We start from the raw sequence: 18,413 nt of genomic DNA, 5'->3' as shown, positions 1-18,413 counted from the left end.
CTTGGGCTGAGGTACTCTCGCCGATCATCACCAAGGATCCGGCAATGATGCGTTCTCCACTGTTTCTCGCCCTCGCGCTGGCCGTCGGTGCCGGCGCCCCCCTGCTTGCAGGTGATGCCACTGCGCAGACCGCACGCGCCGTACGTGCGACTGCGGAAATGAGCATGGTGCTGTCCGGTCATATCGAGGTCACGCCGGAGGGCGCGGTCAGTTCGCTGGTGCTGGACCAGAAAGCCATGGTCGCCCCGAGCATCGCCTCCTTCGTCGAAGGCACCATCGGGGGCTGGCGCTTCGAGCCCACGCTGCGCGCTGGCCAGGCGGTGGCCACGCGGGCCCCTTTGCGCGTTCGCCTGCGCGGCAAGGCTGCGGCCGATGGCGGTTATGAAATCAGCATGACCAGTGTCGACTTCAGCGAGTACGATCCGAAGGCCACTGGTTCGGTGACCCCGCTGCACATGACACCGCCGCGCTACCCGGAGGCGGCCTACCGTAACGGTGGCCAGGGTGAGGTGCTGCTGCTGGTCAAGGTGGCGCGTGACGGAACAGTGGCCGATGTGGCCGCCGAGCAGGTGAACATGGCTGTGGTCGCGTCCGAGCGGACCCTGGCCAAGATGCGCGACATCCTGGCCAGAGCCAGCGTCAGCACCGCCCGCACCTGGACCTTCAAGCCACCGACCACCGGCGAGGACAGCACCCGGGACAGCTGGACGGTTCGCATCCCGGTGAACTTCGCCCTGAACCATGATCCCAATGCAGAGGCGGAACGCTATGGCCGCTGGCGCGCTTTCATTCCGGGGCCGCGGCAGAGCGTGCCGTGGCACGAGGCCGACCCGGTCGAGCAGGCCGGCAGCGATCTGCTGCCGGAAGGCGGCGTCTACATGGTGGACGGCGCCAAGCGCGGCCTGCGCCTGCTGACCCCGCTGCAACAGAGCTGAGGACCTTGGGGAGCTGGCCAGTCCGGCTCCGCGTCAGTCGGCGTAAGGGTAAATCACCACCCGGTTGCGGCCTTGTTCCTTGGCCATGTACAGCGCCTTGTCGGCCAGCCGCAATGCCTGCTCGGCGTCGACATGGAAGCTGGGGAAGTGAGCCACGCCCAAGGACACTGTGATGGTGCCGACCGGTTCGAATGGGTGATCGGCGATGTGCTGGCGCAGGCGTTCACCGGCCTGGCGGGCCGAGTCGGTACTGATGCCCGGCAGCAGCAGCAGGAATTCCTCGCCGCCGGCGCGGCAGAGGATGTCGCTGTCGCGCGAATAGCGGCGCATCTGGTCGGCGATGTGGACGATGGCGGCGTCGCCGACGTCGTGGCCATGGCTGTCGTTGATCGACTTGAAGCGGTCGATGTCCAGCGCCAGGATCGCGAACGGGATGCCCTGCACCTGCAGCGCGTCCAGCGCCTGCTGCAGGCCGCGGCGGTTGAGCAGGCCGGTCAGCGGGTCGGTACGGCTGGCACGGTTGAGCGTACCGATACGGTCCTGCAGGGCATTGAAGCTGTGCAGCACTGCCTGCTTGAGTTGGGCGACCTCGAAGTACCACGCGCGGATGCCGCTGACGTGGCTGATCGCATTGCCGGTGTCTTCGCCGCCCTGCACGTTGCGTGCGAGCTGCCACAGTGGCAGCGAGATGCGGCGGGCGAACCACCAGGTGACCAGCAGTGACAGCAGGCCGAGCGGGATCGCGTTCCAGATCACCGCGGTCATCAACCGCGACAATGGCTGCAGCGTGGCCTCGGTCGGCCGCTGGGCGACGATGCCCCAGCCGGTGGCCGGTACCGGCGCATAGCCGGCCAGCATCGACACGCCCAGGTTGTTGCGGACCTGCTGCGCACCGCGTTCACCGCGCACGACTGCCTTCACCGCCGGGTTGCCGACCACGTAGTCGCCGACCCGCTTGCCATCGGCGTGGTACAGCAGGCGGCCATTGCGGTCCACCACGTACAGGTACGAGCCGTCGCGGTAGTAGTGCTTGCCCAGCAGCGTGTGCAGCGCACTGCGCTGGCGCAGGTAGAGGGTGCCGCTGACGTAGCCGCGATAGCGGCCCTGGCGGTCGAAGATCGGGTGCGACAGCGAGACCAGCAGCTTGCCGGTGGCCGACTGGTACGGGTCACTGATCATCGGCTGGCGCGCGGCCAGTGCCGCGTTGTTGCCGACGCTGTGCAGGATCTCGCCCTGCAACTGCAGGGTCTGTGGCGAGGTGGCGATCACCAGGCCATCGGCATCGACCACCAGCGAGGAATTGAAGCTGTTGGTCTGCAACTGCAGGCGGCTGGCTTCGTCCTGCGCCTGTGCCGGATCGAGATTGCTCTGGCCCAGGCGGGTGGCCGCATACGCCAACTCCTGCTGCGCGGCCAGCAGGAAGTTCTGGGTGGTCTCGGCCAGCTTGGTGGCATAGACGCGGTTGGCTTCCAGGGTATTGCCGACCAGCTGGTCGCGCTGCACCCGGTAGCTGGCCAGCAGGGTATTGGCCAGGGCGATGATGGCGCTGAGCAGGGCCAGGGCGAGGATCAGCTTGCCCAGGTTGAGGCGGGGAGACAGCGTTCGCATGCGTCGACGGATCCGGCAGGAGGCTGGACCCGACCGGTTCTCCGGAAGGGGCGACAGCGGGAATCGGTGGCCACGCCCTTGGGGCCGGGCAGGGTATAGGGCGAATTATCGCCAAAAGTCGGAGGCGGCAAAGTGAAACAGGTCGCCCTGCAGGCAAAAAAAAACCTGCCGCAGCGAGCGGCAGGCTTCTTCCGATGCAACGCCGGATCAGCGCTTCATCGAACCGAAGAACTCGTCGTTGGACTTGGTGTTCTTCATCTTGTCCAGCAGGAATTCCATCGCGGCCATTTCGTCCATCGGATGCAGCAGCTTGCGCAGGATCCAGATCTTCTGCAGCAGTTCCGGCTCGATCAGCAGGTCTTCGCGGCGGGTGCCGGAACGGTTGATGTCGATGGCCGGGAACACGCGCTTTTCAGCAATACGACGGCTCAGGTGCACTTCGCTGTTGCCGGTGCCCTTGAACTCTTCGTAGATCACCTCGTCCATCTTCGAGCCGGTGTCGACCAGCGCGGTGGCGATGATGGTCAGGCTGCCGCCTTCTTCCACGTTGCGCGCGGCACCGAAGAAGCGCTTCGGGCGGTGCAGGGCGTTGGCGTCCACGCCACCGGTCAGCACCTTGCCCGAGCTCGGCACCACGTTGTTGTAGGCACGGGCCAGGCGGGTGATCGAGTCGAGCAGGATCACTACGTCCTTCTTGTGCTCGACCAGGCGCTTGGCGCGCTCGATGACCATTTCGGCCACCTGCACGTGGCGCGCGGCCGGCTCGTCGAAGGTCGAGCTGATGACCTCGCCGCGCACGGTGCGCTGCATTTCGGTCACTTCTTCCGGGCGCTCGTCGATCAGCAGCACGATCAGGTGCACGTCCGGGTGGTTGGTGGTGATGGCAGTAGCGACCTGCTGCATCATCATGGTCTTGCCGGCCTTCGGCTGCGACACGATGAGCGAGCGCTGGCCCTTGCCCTGCGGGGCCATCAGGTCGAGGATGCGGCCGGTGATGTCTTCCGACGAACCGTTGCCACGCTCCAGGGTGAAGCGGCGGCGCGGGAACAGGGCGGTCAGGTTCTCGAACAGCACCTTGTTCTTCGACGCTTCGATCGGCTCACCGTTGATGGTGTCGACGATGTTCAGCGCGAAGTAGCGCTCGCCGTCCTTCGGGAAGCGGATGCGGCCGGAGATGTGGTCGCCGGTGCGCAGGTTGAAGCGGCGGATCTGGCTGGGCGAGATGTAGGTGTCGTCCGGGCCGGCCAGGTAGCTGGCTTCAGCCGCGCGCAGGAAGCCAAAGCCATCCGGCAGGATTTCCAGCACACCGTCGGCGGCAACGCCATCGCCGTGGCGGGTCAGCACCTTCAGCAGGGCGAAGATCACATCCTGCTTGCGGGCGCGGGCCACGCCTTCGGAGATCTGCAGCTGCTCGGCGATTTCCAGCAGCTTCTGTGCCGGCATGCGCTTGAGGTCGCTCAGTGAATAGACCGGGAAGCCCTCGGGCACGTTGGCGTGCGGGCGCGGCACGAACGGCTGCTGCTCGCCGCCGTCGTTGGGCATGCCCTCGTCGCGGAAGCGGTTGTTGCGGTCACGGTCGCGGCGGTTGCGGAAGCGGTCGCGGCGGTTGCCCTGCCCCTGGCCCTGCTGGCCATTCTGGTTGTATGGGTTCTGGCCCTGGTTCTGGCCGCCCCCCTGATGGTTGTGCTGCTGGCGCGGCTGGCCGGATTCGCGGCCTTCGCTGCCTTCGCCACCGCCACTGCTGGCAGGGGCCTCGGCGGCGGGCGCGCTCGGTGCAGGTGCTGCGGCAGGCGCCGGCGCGGGAGCTTCGGGCGCGGAGGCCAACGGCAGCGTCGGCTGCGCCGGAGCGGCGCTGGTTTCGGCGGCTGCCGGGGCGGCGGCCTTGCTCACGCGGGGCTTGCGCACACGCTTTTCGGCGGGCGCATCGGCGCTGCCGGTTTCGGAAGTGTTATCGGACAAGAGCGTTATTCCTCGCTTGAAGGTGCGAGCGCCCGGCTGGGGCGGCGAACGTTGGGAATGGGTCTGGAAGAAACTGCGTCCAGAGGGTGCGGCACGCGAACGCGGCCGGATATGCCGACACTATCATCGGCCTGCGGCGCCATGCAAGGGTCGCCGGGAACAGCATTCATCATGGGCGCAGGGGCGCCGCCGGCAGCCGCGTTCGGCGGCTGCCGGAGAACCGCAGGATCAGGCCAGGGCCTTGTCCAGCAGGCCGGCCAGCTGGGCCTTGCCCACCGCACCGATCTGCTCGCCGACCTTCTCGCCGTCCTTGAACACGACCAGGTACGGAATCGAACGCACGTGGTATTTGGCGGCCAGCGCACGGTTGTGGTCAACGTTGACCTTGGCGATCTTGGCGCGGCCCTGGTAGGCATCGGCCAGTTCGTCCAGCGCCGGGGCGATCATCTTGCACGGGCCACACCACTCGGCCCAGAAATCGACCAGCACCGGTTCCTTGGAATTCAGCACTGCGCTATCAAAGTCGGCATCGCCGACATGTACAACCTTGTCGCTCATCTTGGTTTCTCGTCTTGGATTGCACCCGGCCATGCCGGAGGTGGGTGAACTGGGCCATGCCCGGTGGCGCGACCCTCGTCGTTGCCTCGCGGCGCACTGCCGCGGTGCGTTCGGCGGGATGCCTGGACGCTCACGGCCGGCAGTGTACCCCTATCGCAGGGCAGGGACAGGCGCCGGTTGGAACCCAGCGTATCGTGATCGCTTCGATGGCCGGTATGTGTCGGATTTCACTGTCTTCCTGTACATGGGGCTGGCAGTGGGCGACACCAGCGAACCCGGGCAGGCCGTTCAAGTCCGGTGTGGCTGGGTGAAGGTAGCGTCTCTGGATGCCATGAGACGCCGCATTCCGGTTTGCCTGCCCGAGTGCGGTAAACTGGGGCATTGTGCGGCGCGCGGACCAGGTGGTCCCAGCCTGCCAACCCGCCGCAGGGGCCGCAGTTTGCGACGGTGCCCCCAGACGCTGAAGTGCCAGCCGCCCCACGGGCCGGCGGCCATACCAAGACGGACTCATGAGCGACAAACCGCTGACCGATTTGACCTTCTCCTCCTTCGAGCTGCATCCGGCCCTGCAGGCCGGCCTTGAAGGAGCCGGATTCACCCGTTGCACCCCGATCCAGGCGCTGACCCTGCCGGTCGCGCTGCCCGGTGGTGACGTTGCCGGCCAGGCCCAGACCGGCACCGGCAAGACCCTGGCCTTCCTGGTCGCTGTCGTGAACCGCCTGCTGACGCGTCCGGCCCTGGCCGACCGCAAGCCGGAAGATCCGCGCGCGCTGATCCTCGCCCCGACCCGCGAACTGGCCATCCAGATCCACAAGGATGCGGTGAAGTTCGGTTCCGACCTGGGCCTGCGCTTCGCCCTGGTCTACGGCGGCGTGGATTACGACAAGCAGCGCGAACTGCTGCAGCAGGGCGTGGACGTGATCATCGCCACCCCGGGCCGGTTGATCGACTATGTGAAGCAGCACAAGGTGGTGTCGCTGCACGCCTGCGAGATCTGCGTGCTGGACGAAGCCGACCGCATGTTCGACCTGGGCTTCATCAAGGACATCCGCTTCCTGCTCCGCCGCATGCCCGAGCGCACCACCCGCCAGACCCTGCTGTTCAGTGCCACCCTCAGCCATCGCGTGCTGGAGCTGGCCTACGAGCACATGAACGAACCGCAGAAGCTGGTGGTCGAAGCCGAGACCATCACCGCCGCGCGCGTGCGCCAGCGCATCTACTTCCCGGCCGACGACGAAAAGATTCCGCTGCTGCTGGGCCTGCTGTCGCGCAGCGAAGGCGCGCGCACCATGGTCTTCGTCAACACCAAGGTGTTCGTCGAGCGCGTGGCGCGTTCGCTGGAAAAGGCCGGCTACCGTGTCGGCGTGCTGTCCGGTGATGTGCCGCAGAAGAAGCGCGAGAGCCTGCTCAACCGCTTCCAGAAGGGCCAGCTGGAAATCCTGGTGGCCACCGACGTGGCTGCGCGCGGCCTGCACATCGACGGCATCAAGTACGTCTACAACTACGACCTGCCGTTCGACGCCGAAGACTACGTGCATCGCATCGGCCGCACCGCGCGCCTGGGTGAGGAGGGCGACGCGATCAGCTTCGCCTGCGAGCGCTACGCCATGGGCCTGCCGGACATCGAGGCCTATATCGAGCAGAAGATTCCGTCCGAGCCGGTCACCAAGGAACTGCTGACCCCGCTGCCGCGCCCGGAACGCCCGGCTCCGGCGGCAGGCGAGGAAGGCGAGGACAACGAAAGCGTCGGCCAGATCTTCCGCGAAGCGCGCGAAGCCCGCGCCGCCGAGGAAGAGCGTCGGGGCGGTGGCCGCAGCGGCGGCCGCTCAGGCAGTGGTGGTGGCCGCGGTAGTCGCGACGGTGAACGCAGCGGCGAACGCCGTGCGCGTGGCCCGCGCAAGCCGCGCGTGGAAGGCGAGCAGGGCGCTGCCGCCGCGGTTGCCGGTGCCGAAGGCGCCGCCGCCCAGGCCCCGCGTCCGCCGCGCCCGCCGCGTGCCGAAGGCGCACCGGCAGCCACGGTGGACGGTGAGCACAAGCCGCGCAAGCGCCGTCGTCGTCGCCACGGCCGTCCGGTCGAAGGTACCGAGGGTGTACAGGCCAACGCCGGCAACGGCGCCAGCCCGGTGACCCCGGTGCAGGTGGTGGCCAAGCCGGTGCGTACCGCCGCCGATACCGGTGACTCGTTCCTGACCCGCATCGGCCGCAAGATCCGCCGGATGCTGTCGGGCAGCTGATCGGCGCTGCCGATCAGCGGGTAGCACCCGACCGTTGGTCGGGTGGCTTTGAAAGGTGTGCCGACCAACGGTCGGCACCCACCAGGCGGGGCCGGTGGCACCCACCGTCTCCACGACGTCGCGCCGGTCCTGCATAATCGGGGCATGAGTGTCCTGCGCTTCGACAATGTCAGCAAACAGTACGCCGGTGGCCACGAGGCGCTGACCGATGTCAGCTTCGAGGTTGCGCCGGGCGAGATGCTGTTCGTCACCGGCCATTCCGGTGCGGGTAAAAGTACGCTGCTCAAGTTGATCCACCTCGACGAGCGGCCCAGCCGCGGCGCGGTGGTGTTCGACGAGCGCAACCTGCTGAAGGTGCGCGGCGGCGACGTGCCGCGCCACCGACGCGCGGTGGGGGCGGTCTACCAGGACCACCGGCTGCTGATGGACCGCTCGATCGCCGAGAACGTGGCGCTGCCGCTGATCCTGCGCGGCACCCGCCGTGGCGACATCAGCAAGCGCGTGCGCTCGGTGCTGGAGCGGATGGGCCTGGGCCATCGCGAGAAGGCGCTGCCCTCGCAGCTGTCGGCCGGCGAGCAGCAGCGCGTCGGCATCGCCCGCGCGATCGTCGGCGAGCCCAAGCTGCTGGTGGCCGATGAGCCGACCGGCAATCTCGACCCCACCCTGGCAGCGGAGATCATGGCTCTGTTCGCCGAGCTGCCCGCGCGCGGCACCAGCGTGCTGGTGGTCAGTCACGACCTGCCGCTGCTGCGCCGCATGCGCAAGCGCGTGCTGATCCTTGACCACGGCCGGCTGGTGGATGACATCTCGCCGCAGGACCTGGCGGAGTAACCATGGCGAAGAACGAAAACAGCGAAGCCGCCGCCCCCTCGCGCGTGGGCGTCTGGTTCCAGCACCACGTGCACAGCGTGGTGTTCAGCCTCGGCCGCGCCTGCCGCAAGCCGTGGGCGACCCTGCTGACGGTGATGGTCATGGCGCTGGCGCTGGCACTGCCACTGGGCCTGTCGATCGCGCTGGACAACCTCAAGCAGTTCGCCGGCAGCGTGCAGCAATCGCGCGACATCAACGTGTTCCTCAAGGGCAACGTCGATGGCCCCGGCGCGCTGCGCCTGGCCGGCCAGCTGCGCGACCGCGACGACGTGGCCGAAGTGAACGTGCGCACGCCCGAGCAGGGCCTGCAGGAACTGCGCGATGCCGGCCTCGGTGAGGCGATCGATGCGCTCAACGACAATCCGCTGCCCTCGCTGCTGGTGATCACCCCCGGCCAGGGCAAGGACGACGCACGCCTGGCGCGCGCGCTGGAAAGCCTGCCCGAGGCCGACCTGGTGCAGCACGATGCGCTGTGGCGCCAGCGCCTGGATGCCTGGCTGGCGTTCGGCGCGCGGCTGGTGCAGGTGCTGTCGGTGCTGCTCGGCGCGGGTGCCGCGCTGGTGGTCGGCAACACGGTGCGCCTGGACATCCAGGCGCGCCGCGAAGAGATCGGCGTGCTGCAGCTGCTTGGCGCCAGCGATGGCTTCATCCGCCGCCCCTTCCTGTATCTGGGTGCGTGGTATGGCCTGGGCGCAGGCGCGGTTGCACTGGCCCTGATCGGCGCCGCCGGTGCCGCGCTGCGCGTGCCGCTGGCCGAACTCTCGCGCAGCTATGGCAGCCCGTTCGTGCTGCATGGCCTGGACCTGCTGCATGGTGGCCTGGTCCTGCTCGGCACGCTGCTGCTGGGCTGGCTGGGTGCCTGGCTGGTGACCGGCCACTTCCTCCGCCAGACCCGCCCGACCGATACCTGAGACCGGCATGCAACCGCAAGCGCTGAAGCACCTTGAAGGGCCCGCGACGCGGGTGATGGTGGTCGATGGCTCGAAGCTGGTCCGCAAGCTGATCGCCGACGTCCTGCAGCGCGACCTGCCGGGCGTGGAGGTGATTGGCTGCGACAGCATCGAAGACGCGCAGCAGGCGCTGGCGCAGGGCCCGGTGGACCTGGTGACGACCTCGCTGACCTTGCGTGATGGCGACGGCCTGGCGCTGGCGCGCATGGTCCGCGAAGCGGCCGGACAGGCCTATGTGCCGGTGATCGTGGTTTCCGGCGACGCCCAGCAGCACCTGGAGCAGCGCCGCTTCACCGAGTACGTCACCGACTATTTCGACAAATCCCTGGGCCATGAAGCGCTGGCGACCTTCATCCGTGGCTATGTGCAGCCGCAGACCATCCCCGGCGCCACCATCCTCTATATCGAGGACAGCCGCGTAGTGGCCGAGGCCACCAAGCGCATGCTCGAGCGGCAGCAGTTGAACGTGCTGCACGTGGTCAGCGCCGAAGAGGCCTTCACCCTGCTCACCGCCGAGTCGCTGGGCCGCAGCCGCCACCGCATCGACCTGGTGCTGACCGACGTCACCCTGAAGGGCGAGCTGAGCGGCCGCGACGTGGTGCAGCGCGTGCGCGTGGACTTCGGCTACGGCAAGCGCCGCCTGCCCGTGCTGGTGATGACCGGCGACGGCAACCCCCACAACCAGACCGGGCTGCTGCAGTCCGGTGCCAACGACCTGGTGCTCAAGCCGATCGAAGAGCGGCTGCTGGTCACCAAGGTGCTGTTCCAGCTGCGCCTGGCTCGATTGAATGATGGACCTTTGTTGCGATGACCGATGAAGTAACCGACACCCCGACGATCCAGCTGGAACCGAGCTGGAAGCAGCACGTCGGTGAGTACCTGTTGCAGCCGCAGATGCGCGAGCTGTCGGCCTTCCTGCGCCAGCGCAAGGCCAGCGGTGCGGCGGTGTTCCCGCCCGGGCCGCAGATCTTCGCAGCGTTTGACGCCACGCCGTTCGAGCAGGTGAAGGTGGTGATCCTCGGCCAGGACCCGTACCACGGGCGCGGCCAGGCCCATGGCCTGAGTTTCTCGGTACCGCCCGGCGTGCCGGTGCCGCCGTCGCTGCTGAACATCTATAAGGAGATCGAGACCGATCTCGGTATCCCGCGCCCGGACCACGGCTGCCTGATCCCCTGGGCGCAACGTGGCGTGCTGCTGCTCAATGCCGTGCTGACGGTGGAGGAGGGCAAGGCCGGCGCGCACCAGGGCCGTGGCTGGGAAGGCTTCACCGATCATGTGGTGGACGTGCTCAACCGCGAGCGCGAAGGCCTGGTGTTCATGCTCTGGGGCGCCTACGCGCAGCAGAAGGGCAAGGTCATCGACACCCGCCGCCATCGCGTGCTGAAGGCCCCGCATCCGTCGCCGCTGTCGGCCCATCGTGGCTTCCTCGGCTGCCGCCATTTCTCCATGGCCAACGAGTACCTGCAGCGCCGCGGCCAGGCCCCGATCGACTGGTCGCTGCCGCCGCGCTCGGCGCTCTGAGCGCCGGCGAGTGGCCGGGCCTGAACGCCGGACAACGTTCCCCGTCCTGAATGGGCCTCCGGAACGGCGCGTTCAGCTCCGCTTGACCGGAATCGGCAGGTTTTCAGTGGGTAATTGCTTGAATTCCAAGGGATTGTGAATCCCGAAAAGCGTGCTCGCCACTGTCATCAAATCGCGCTACGGTAGGGTTCTGTTTGGGACCAGTGTTGCATCAATGGGATGCTGGAACTTTTTCCTCCTTTAGCAGTCCAAATCCCGGACTGCTAAGATGGGTGCCTATGAGCCAGAACACCTCTACTGCCCTTGTGGCAAACAATCTCCCGATTCCCAGTGCGCTCGGTTCGCTGGACGCCTACATCGGTGCCGTGCACCAGATTCCGGTGCTGTCGGTCGATGACGAACAGGACCTGGCCCGTCGCTTCCGCGACGGCAACGATCTGGACGCCGCCCGCGAGCTGGTGCATTCGCACCTGCGCTTCGTGGTGCACGTGGCCCGCGGCTACAACGGCTACGGCCTCGCCCTGGGCGACCTGATCCAGGAAGGCAACATCGGCCTGATGAAGGCGGTCAAGCGCTTCGACCCGGACATGGGCGTGCGCCTGGTCTCCTTCGCCGTGCACTGGATCCGTGCCGAAATGCACGAGTTCATCCTGAAGAACTGGCGCATCGTGAAGGTCGCCACCACCAAGGCGCAGCGCAAGCTGTTCTTCAACCTGCGCAAGTCGAAGACGCGCCTGGGCTGGATGAACGCGGCGGAAGTCAGCGCGGTGGCCAAGGACCTGAACGTGTCCGAGCGCGAGGTCATGGAAATGGAGTCGCGCCTGTCCGGCCGCGATATCGGTTTCGATGCGCCGTCCGACGAGGACAACGAACATGCACCGCCGTCGCCGGCTGCGTTCCTGGTTGCCGATGATGAAGACCCGTCGATGGCCTACGAGCGCGAGGACAGCGAAGACAACCAGATGCAGCTGCTGCGCGAAGGCCTGGCCGAATTGGATGCGCGTTCGCGTGACATCATCCGCCGCCGTTGGCTGGATGCCGACAGCAAGGTGACGCTGCAGGAACTGGCAGACGAGTACGGCGTGTCGGCCGAACGCATCCGCCAGGTCGAGGCGAATGCCCTGAAGAAGATGAAGGCGCTGTTCACCGCGTAAGGCATAGATCTTTGGTTCGGTTCCTGTTTCCGGCCCCCGTTCTGATGAAAAGCCCCGGCGTTGGTCGGGGCTTTTCGTTTGACCGGCATGGCTGTTGGTAATGCGGGCCGCTGATCGGCTGCTTCAGTAGTACCAGCCCATGGCGGGCAGTCATGCGCTTCCGGTAGCCGTTCAATCCCTCGAGAGGTTTATAGCCAAGGGCCTGGTCCAATTCAGAATGGTCCCTCTGGCCTCAGTCCTGGAGTTGGACTCCGATGACTGCCTTCCTGTGCTATGAATGCCAAGCCTTGCTTCAAGGCTCTTTCATGGATTGGAATGATGCGCAGGTTCGGGGGAACTGCAGGCGGTGTGTCGACCCGCCTCGGGGGATTTGAAGATCGAACTCGCAAGCTGGGTGCCATAGGCGTCTGGCTGTGCTGCGTGCTGCTAATGGGCCTTGGCCTGTCACCATCCGCAATCGCCCAGACAACGATCACATACATTCACACTGATGCCCTCGGCTCGGTTGTGGCGGAAAGCGATGCCAACGGCAACGTCATCAAGCGATATGACTACGAGCCCTACGGGGCCGTGGTAGGCGGTCAGGTCACGGATGGACCTGGGTACGCCGGACATGTGAGCGACTCGGCTACAGGGCTGAGCTACATGCAACAGCGCTACATGGATCCACAATTGGGCGTGTTTCTGTCGGTAGACCCAGTCACCGCTCACCAAATGCCAGTTGAGCAGTTCAATCGGTATCGGTACGCGAACGGGAATCCGTACAGGTTGGTCGATGCGGATGGAAGGCAGGCCGCAGAGCGATTCGTTGAGCAGCATCGGAGAGATATTGCTGCCGGAAATGGCGCCGTATACGAGCCGATGAGACCGGCCGCAATCGCCGTTACAGCGGCAATGGCTGCCCCAGTGCTGATCGAAGCTGGCATGGTTGCGATGGCCAATCCAAGTGTCGTATCGGCAGCTACCAGTATCGCTGCTGATATCGCAGGAGTTACAGGTGCCGGTGGAGCAGGTGTTGCGGCATCCAAAGCTCTGAGTGCAGAAGGTCGGGCACTTTTGAATTCCCGGCCTGTTGGAAGTGCACTCAAAGCGGACGCTGGGCACAATTCAGCGACCTTTATGCGAGAGACCGCTGCAGAAGCAGGTGTTCATACTCCATTGACAGGAGGCGACGGCGTGGTTCGCACTCTGACTCAGCTACCCGGTGAACTCAATGGAAAGGCTGGTCGGTTTGAATACATAGTCGACAAGGCTGGCGACTTGACCCATCAAAGATTTGTGGAAGGTGGCAGCATGAACGGAATACCAAACAAGAAGTGAGTGTCTACATGAGAACGTATGACTGTATTCAACCCTATGGGCCCTGGAGTCAGACCGAGGTGGCGTGGGCACTGGGGCGCCATCTGATTGACTTTGAGGTTGCGAAGCACTGCGCGTCGGAGCAGAAGGGACTGGAAGAGAAGTTCAATCTGAACTCCTTGATTGAAAGACTTGAAGGGGCTTTTCCCGATGAGCGTAATAGCGTAGCTGCGCAGTTGGCGGCATTCGACAAGAACTCAAACGAGGATGAGATTTTCAGAAGATGGCTGGTTGCATTTCTCGCGGACGCTTACGCTAAGCGCGATGAGATTGCTGATCCGCTCGGAGAGGTTGAGAGGATCTACGCTGATTTTGATTACCCGGAGTCTCTGGAGAGCTTTGTCAGGTACATGCCAGCTTCTGATGGGTATGATCCGGCTGCGCACTCACATGAGCAGAATGTTGCGCGGCTCTTCGAGAACTGGAAGCGTTATCTTGACTCGGCGAAGTAGCAGATTCACTCAGCGTAATTTCCTTCGCTTGACGTGCGTCGCTTCTTCCCGAAGCGCACCGTCCCGGCTTCCATGCCGAGGACGGTGAAGACTCCCAGAATCCGTGATCTGGTTCCATGCAGGAAGCTGTGTAGTGGATCTACCAGGTCTCACCCCTCGCGTGCGATCGCGCGCCAGCCGATGTCGGTGCGATGGAACTCATTGGCCCAGCTCACCTTCGCCACGCCTGCATAGGCGTTCGCCTGAGCGTCGCGCACGCTGCCACCCAGTGCAGCCACGCACAGCACGCGGCCGCCGGCGCTGAGCACCTGGCCCTGCGCGTCCAGCGTCGTGCCTGCATGGAACACCTTGGCCGTTGCCGGCACCTCATCCAGGCCGGAGATCACGTCACCGGTGATGGGCGCTTCCGGATATGGCTTGGCCGCCAGCACCACGCCCAGTGACGGGCGCGGATCCCACTGCGCGTCGACCTGGTCCAGGCGACCATCGATCGCCGCTTCCACCAGCTCCACCAGGTCCGACTGCAGGCGCAGCATCACCGGCTGGGTTTCCGGGTCGCCGAAACGTACGTTGAACTCGATCACCTTCGGCGCGCCGCTGGCATCGATCATCAGGCCTGCGTAGAGGAAACCGGTGAACGGGATACCGTCGGCGATCATGCCCTGCACGGTCGGGTTCACCACCTCGCGCATCACGCGTGCATGCACCTCCGGCGTCACTACCGGCGCGGGCGAATAGGCGCCCATGCCACCGGTGTTCGGGCCGGTGTCGCCGTCGCCGACGCGCTTGTGGTCCTGCGAGGTGGCCATCGGCAGCGCATGCACGCCGTCCACCATCGAAATGAAGCTGGCTTCCTCACCATCGAGGAACTCTTCGATCACCACGCGCGCACCGGCATCGCCGAACGCGTTGCCCGACAGCATGTCACGCACGGCATCTTCGGCTTCGGCCAGGGTCATCGCCACGATCACGCCCTTGCCGGCAGCCAGACCATCGGCCTTGACCACGATCGGCGCGCCCTTCTCGCGGATGTAGGCCAGGGCGGCATCCACCTCGGTGTGCACGGCATAGAACGCGGTGGGGATGTTGTGGCGGGCCAGGAAGTCCTTGGCGTAGGCCTTGCTGCCTTCCAGCTGCGCGGCGGCGGCAGTCGGCCCGAAGATGCGCAGGCCGGCGGCGCGGAAGCGGTCGACCACGCCGGCCACCAGCGGTACTTCCGGGCCGACCACGGTCAGCGCCACGCCTTCGGCCTGGGCCAGCGCCAGCAGGCCGTCGATGTCGGTCACTTTCACCGCCACGTTGCGGCACTTGTCTTCGCTGGCGGTGCCGGCGTTGCCGGGCGCCACGATCACTTCGGTGACACGGGAGGACTGGGCCAGCTTCCATGCCAGGGCGTGTTCGCGGCCGCCAGAGCCGATGACAAGTACGTTCATCACGAGATTCCAGATTGCGTGGGAAGGGAAGATCGATATCCCCGGCGGCGCGCGTGGCTCACTCGCAGCCTTCGCGTCGCAGTGATTCGGGGAAGGAATAGGCCCAGGTCTTCGGGTCCAGGGTAAAGCGGTGTTCCTGCCGGACCTGCTTGCCACCGCAGGTGGTGCCGGTTTCCTCGATCAGCAGCGGCCAGATGCGCGCGCTGCGATCGCTGTCGTCGAAACGCAGGGCGAAATCGATGCTGAAGCGACGGGTACGGCAGTCCTCGACAGTCTCCGGGTCGCTGCTGGCGCCCAGGTTGTCGCACTCGTACTGGGCGTCATTGTCGATATGGCTGCGCACGCTGCCACTGGACACCAGGCCGTTCGGGCCTGGCAGGATCAGCGACTGCGAGAGCAGCGAGAAGCCCTGCCCGAACCAGCCGTCCTCGACGCGGAAACCATAGAAGTCGCTGCCTGCGCGGATGATGCTGGCGGTGCCGGGCTGGCCGCCGCTGCCAAAGCGTTCGCCAGTCAGTTCACTGGTCACGTCGAAGCCCTCGCCCTTCGGATGCAGCACGAAGAAGTCGATCATGCCTGCGTCGATGTGCGCGCCTTCGGACAAAGCACCGCAGACCGCCAGCAACTGCTGCCAGCTGTCACCGCTCACCACCGGTTGCTCGGCGCAGACGTGCCAGTCCATCGGGCGGGTTTCGCCGTCGTCGTTCCAGCTGCCGTGCCATTCACCGGAGAGCCTGGCGTTCTTGCCGTAGCGCTGGACCAGGAAGGCCTGCAGTCGCGCGGTGCGGCTCACGTGCGCCGTCGGCTCGGCAGGGGCCGACGTGGCGGCCTGCGGCGACGACGCAGGCACCGGGGCGGCCGCAGGCTTGCAGCCGGCCAGCGCGGCCGCGCCCGCGAGGGCGAGCAAGGCCAGCGATTTCAGTGAGACTGCGGACATCCGTGTCGCTCCAGTATCAGTGGCGGAAGTGGCGCACGCCGGTGAACACCATGGCCAGGCCGTGTTCGTCGGCGGCGGCGATCACTTCGGCATCGCGCATCGAACCGCCCGGCTGGATGACCGCCTTGATGCCGGCGGCAGCAGCGGCATCGATGCCGTCGCGGAACGGGAAGAACGCATCGGAAGCCATCACCGAACCCTCGACCACCAGGTTTGCATCGGCGGCCTTGATGCCGGCGATGCGCGCCGAGTACACGCGGCTCATCTGGCCGGCGCCGACACCGATGGTGCGGTTGTCCTTCGCATAGACGATCGCGTTGGACTTCACGAACTTGGCCACCTTCCAGGCAAACAGCAGGTCGGCGAACTGCTTGTCGGTCGGTGCCAGCTTGCTGACCACCTTCAGCTCGTCGCGGGTCATGCCGCGGTTGTCCGAGGACTGCAGCAACAGGCCCGAGCCGACGCGCTTGCTGTCGAAGTTGTTCAGGCCATCACCATGCGGGATGCGCAGCACGCGCACGTTGGCCTTCTTCTGCGCGTATTCCAGCGCGGCTGGCTCGTAATCCGGGGCGATCAGCACTTCCACGAACTGGCGGTCCAGGATGACCTTGGCGGTGGCAGCGTCCAGCGGCGTGTTGAAGGCGATGATGCCGCCGAAGGCGCTGGTCGGGTCGGTGGCGTAGGCCAGCTCGTAGGCATCGCCGTTGCCGGCACCGACGGCCACGCCGCACGGGTTGGCGTGCTTGACGATGACGCAGGCCGGCGCGTCGAACTGGCGCACGCACTCCCACGCCGCATCGGCATCGGCCAGGTTGTTGTAACTCAGTTCCTTGCCCTGCAGCTGCTGGAACGTGGCCAGGGTGCCCGGCACCGGGTACAGGTCGCGGTAGAACGCGCCGCTCTGGTGCGGGTTCTCGCCGTAGCGCAGGTCCATCACCTTGACGAAGGTGGAGTTCATCTGCGCCGGGTACTCGGCGCGGGCCGGCACGGCGGCGTCGGTGGCGGTGACCGCCGACAGGTAGTTGCTGATCGCCGCGTCGTACTGGGCGACGCGGTTGAACGCGGCCACCGAGAACGCGAAGCGGGTGGCGGCCGACAGCTGGCCGTCGTTGGCCGCCAGCGAGGCCAGCAGTTCGGCGTACTGCGACGGATCGGTGGCCACCGCCACGCGGGCGAAGTTCTTGGCCGCCGAGCGCAGCATGGCCGGGCCGCCGATGTCGATGTTCTCGACCGCGTCGGCCAGGGTGCAGTCGGCCTTGGCGGTGACCGACTCGAACGGGTACAGGTTCAGCACCAGCAGGTCGATGGCACCGATGCCATGCTCGGCCATCACCGCATCATCCAGGCCCGAACGGCCCAGCAGGCCACCGTGCACCATCGGGTGCAGGGTCTTGACGCGGCCGTCCATCATTTCCGGGAAACCGGTGACCTCGGCCACGTCCTTCACGGCCAGGCCCGCATCGCGGATCGCCTTGGCGGTGCCGCCGGTGGACAGCAGCTCCACGCCGCGTGCCGCCAGCGCAGTGGCCAGCTCGACCAGACCGGTCTTGTCGGAAACGGAGAGGAGGGCCCGGCGGACGGGCAACAGATCAGCAGTCATGGGACAGAATCGGCAGCGGAGCGGGGTCGATATTGTAGGCGGTGGGGGCCCGTGGCGGGCGCTGGAAGGGGTAATTTGCCGTGGCAATCGGCGTAAGGCCGGGTCGGGCACACCGATCCGGCCCGATCCGGAGTCTGGGCTGCGGACCAGAGCCGGGTTGTCGGAATCTGCCAACGATGGGGTAGGCTGTGCCCGCACTGCCAAGGATCAGCGGGTACGGATCATGTCGATCTATGCATTGAAGGGACGTTTCCAGGACCTGTTGCGTCCAGCCGTACGCGGTCTGTTCCGCATGGGGATCACTGCCAATACGGTGACCGTGGCCGCTGCCTTGGTCTCGCTGCTGGTGGCCGCGGCCGTGTGGTGCTGCGCGCCTGCCCAGCCTCTGCTGTACCTGCTGCTGCCGTTGTGGATGCTGCTGCGCATGGCGCTCAACGCGGTGGACGGCATGCTGGCGCGCGAATTCGGCCAGCAATCGCGGCTGGGCGCCTATCTGAACGAATTGTGCGATGTGATCGCCGATGCGGCGCTGTACCTGAGCCTGCTCAGCGTACCCGGCGTGCGCCCGGAGGCGCTGTGGCTGCTGGCCTGGACGGCGGCGCTGAGCGAGTACGCCGGCGTGCTGGGGCTGATGGTCGGTGCCAGCCGCCGCTATGACGGCCCGATGGGCAAGAGCGACCGCGCCTTCGTGATCGGTGCGCTGGGCTTGCTGCTGGCCTTCGGCTGGGGCGGTGCACTGACGGCCAGCGGCGTGGCTGCAGCCATGGCATTGTTGTGCGTGCTGACGATGATCAACCGCGTCCGTCGCGGACTGCGGGAAGCGGCGGTTTCGCCGAATTAATC

General features: G+C 66.2%; 16 protein-coding genes. 10 read left to right on the top strand and 6 right to left on the bottom strand.

Annotated elements, in window-relative coordinates; genetic code table 11:
* Positions 1-44 precede the first annotated feature (44 nt).
* Positions 45-935, top strand: a complete 891-nt coding sequence (locus tag G370_RS0112175; RefSeq protein ID WP_026347111.1) for an energy transducer TonB — start codon at positions 45-47, stop codon at positions 933-935.
* A 33-nt stretch (positions 936-968) separates the two neighbouring features.
* Here G370_RS0112175 and G370_RS0112170 read toward each other — a convergent pair whose 3' ends face one another.
* The 3 genes from G370_RS0112170 to trxA all read right to left on the bottom strand — a co-directional run bounded on the left by G370_RS0112170 (position 969) and on the right by trxA (position 5,060).
* Positions 969-2,543 (bottom strand): sensor domain-containing diguanylate cyclase, encoded by a 1,575-nt coding sequence (locus G370_RS0112170; protein WP_019660841.1) that lies wholly within the window; start codon positions 2,541-2,543, stop codon positions 969-971.
* A gap of 207 nt (positions 2,544-2,750) precedes the next feature.
* Positions 2,751-4,502, bottom strand: coding sequence for a transcription termination factor Rho (gene rho, locus G370_RS0112165; RefSeq protein ID WP_019660840.1), 1,752 nt, complete (start codon positions 4,500-4,502; stop codon positions 2,751-2,753).
* 228 nt (positions 4,503-4,730) lie between these two features.
* Positions 4,731-5,060 (bottom strand): thioredoxin, encoded by a 330-nt coding sequence (gene trxA / locus G370_RS0112160; protein ID WP_005411275.1) that lies wholly within the window; start codon positions 5,058-5,060, stop codon positions 4,731-4,733.
* A 509-nt stretch (positions 5,061-5,569) separates the two neighbouring features.
* Here trxA and rhlB point away from each other — a divergent pair.
* From rhlB to G370_RS1000000121060, 8 genes are all read left to right on the top strand, one after another.
* Positions 5,570-7,294 (top strand): ATP-dependent RNA helicase RhlB, encoded by a 1,725-nt coding sequence (gene rhlB / locus G370_RS0112155; protein ID WP_019660839.1) that lies wholly within the window; start codon positions 5,570-5,572, stop codon positions 7,292-7,294.
* A gap of 144 nt (positions 7,295-7,438) precedes the next feature.
* Positions 7,439-8,125: a cell division ATP-binding protein FtsE gene (gene ftsE / locus G370_RS0112150; protein WP_005411273.1), complete on the top strand. Its 687-nt coding sequence runs from the start codon at positions 7,439-7,441 to the stop codon at positions 8,123-8,125.
* Between the two features lie 2 nt (positions 8,126-8,127).
* Positions 8,128-9,075, top strand: coding sequence for a permease-like cell division protein FtsX (gene ftsX / locus G370_RS0112145; protein WP_019660838.1), 948 nt, complete (start codon positions 8,128-8,130; stop codon positions 9,073-9,075).
* 7 nt (positions 9,076-9,082) lie between these two features.
* Positions 9,083-9,925 carry a response regulator gene (locus G370_RS0112140; RefSeq protein WP_019660837.1) on the top strand — a complete coding sequence of 281 codons (843 nt, stop codon included), beginning with the start codon at positions 9,083-9,085 and terminating at the stop codon, positions 9,923-9,925.
* Positions 9,922-10,635, top strand: a complete 714-nt coding sequence (gene ung, locus G370_RS0112135) for a uracil-DNA glycosylase (protein ID WP_019660836.1) — start codon at positions 9,922-9,924, stop codon at positions 10,633-10,635. The genes G370_RS0112140 and ung overlap by 4 nt, the downstream gene beginning before the upstream one ends.
* Positions 10,636-10,913: 278 nt before the next feature.
* On the top strand, positions 10,914-11,789 hold the full coding sequence (gene rpoH, locus G370_RS0112130; protein WP_019660835.1) for an RNA polymerase sigma factor RpoH: 876 nt from the start codon (positions 10,914-10,916) through the stop codon (positions 11,787-11,789).
* A 348-nt stretch (positions 11,790-12,137) separates the two neighbouring features.
* Positions 12,138-13,109, top strand: a complete 972-nt coding sequence (locus G370_RS1000000121915; protein WP_245541214.1) for an RHS repeat domain-containing protein — start codon at positions 12,138-12,140, stop codon at positions 13,107-13,109.
* Between the two features lie 59 nt (positions 13,110-13,168).
* Positions 13,169-13,600, top strand: a complete 432-nt coding sequence (locus G370_RS1000000121060) for a DUF2247 family protein (RefSeq protein ID WP_158003716.1) — start codon at positions 13,169-13,171, stop codon at positions 13,598-13,600.
* A 149-nt stretch (positions 13,601-13,749) separates the two neighbouring features.
* On the opposite strand, the gene purD is transcribed toward G370_RS1000000121060, so the two are convergent.
* From purD to purH, 3 genes are read right to left on the bottom strand one after another with little or no spacing between them, the layout of a single operon-like run.
* The gene (purD, locus tag G370_RS0112120; protein WP_019660833.1) at positions 13,750-15,033 is read right to left on the bottom strand and encodes a phosphoribosylamine--glycine ligase; all 1,284 of its coding nucleotides are present in this window, start codon (positions 15,031-15,033) and stop codon (positions 13,750-13,752) included.
* A gap of 58 nt (positions 15,034-15,091) precedes the next feature.
* Positions 15,092-15,970, bottom strand: a complete 879-nt coding sequence (locus tag G370_RS0112115) for a hypothetical protein (RefSeq protein ID WP_010481053.1) — start codon at positions 15,968-15,970, stop codon at positions 15,092-15,094.
* A gap of 16 nt (positions 15,971-15,986) precedes the next feature.
* Complete coding sequence (purH, locus tag G370_RS0112110; RefSeq protein WP_010481055.1) at positions 15,987-17,570, bottom strand: bifunctional phosphoribosylaminoimidazolecarboxamide formyltransferase/IMP cyclohydrolase; 1,584 nt, start codon at positions 17,568-17,570, stop codon at positions 15,987-15,989.
* A 223-nt stretch (positions 17,571-17,793) separates the two neighbouring features.
* On the opposite strand from purH, the gene G370_RS0112105 reads away from it, so the two are divergent.
* Positions 17,794-18,411, top strand: a complete 618-nt coding sequence (locus G370_RS0112105; protein WP_019660832.1) for a CDP-alcohol phosphatidyltransferase family protein — start codon at positions 17,794-17,796, stop codon at positions 18,409-18,411.
* The last annotated feature ends 2 nt before the right edge of the window (positions 18,412-18,413 follow it).

The organism is Stenotrophomonas hibiscicola ATCC 19867 (assembly GCF_000382065.1).
Classification (GTDB): Bacteria; Pseudomonadota; Gammaproteobacteria; order Xanthomonadales; family Xanthomonadaceae; genus Stenotrophomonas; species Stenotrophomonas hibiscicola.
This window is presented reverse-complemented; position numbering and strand designations above follow the sequence as displayed.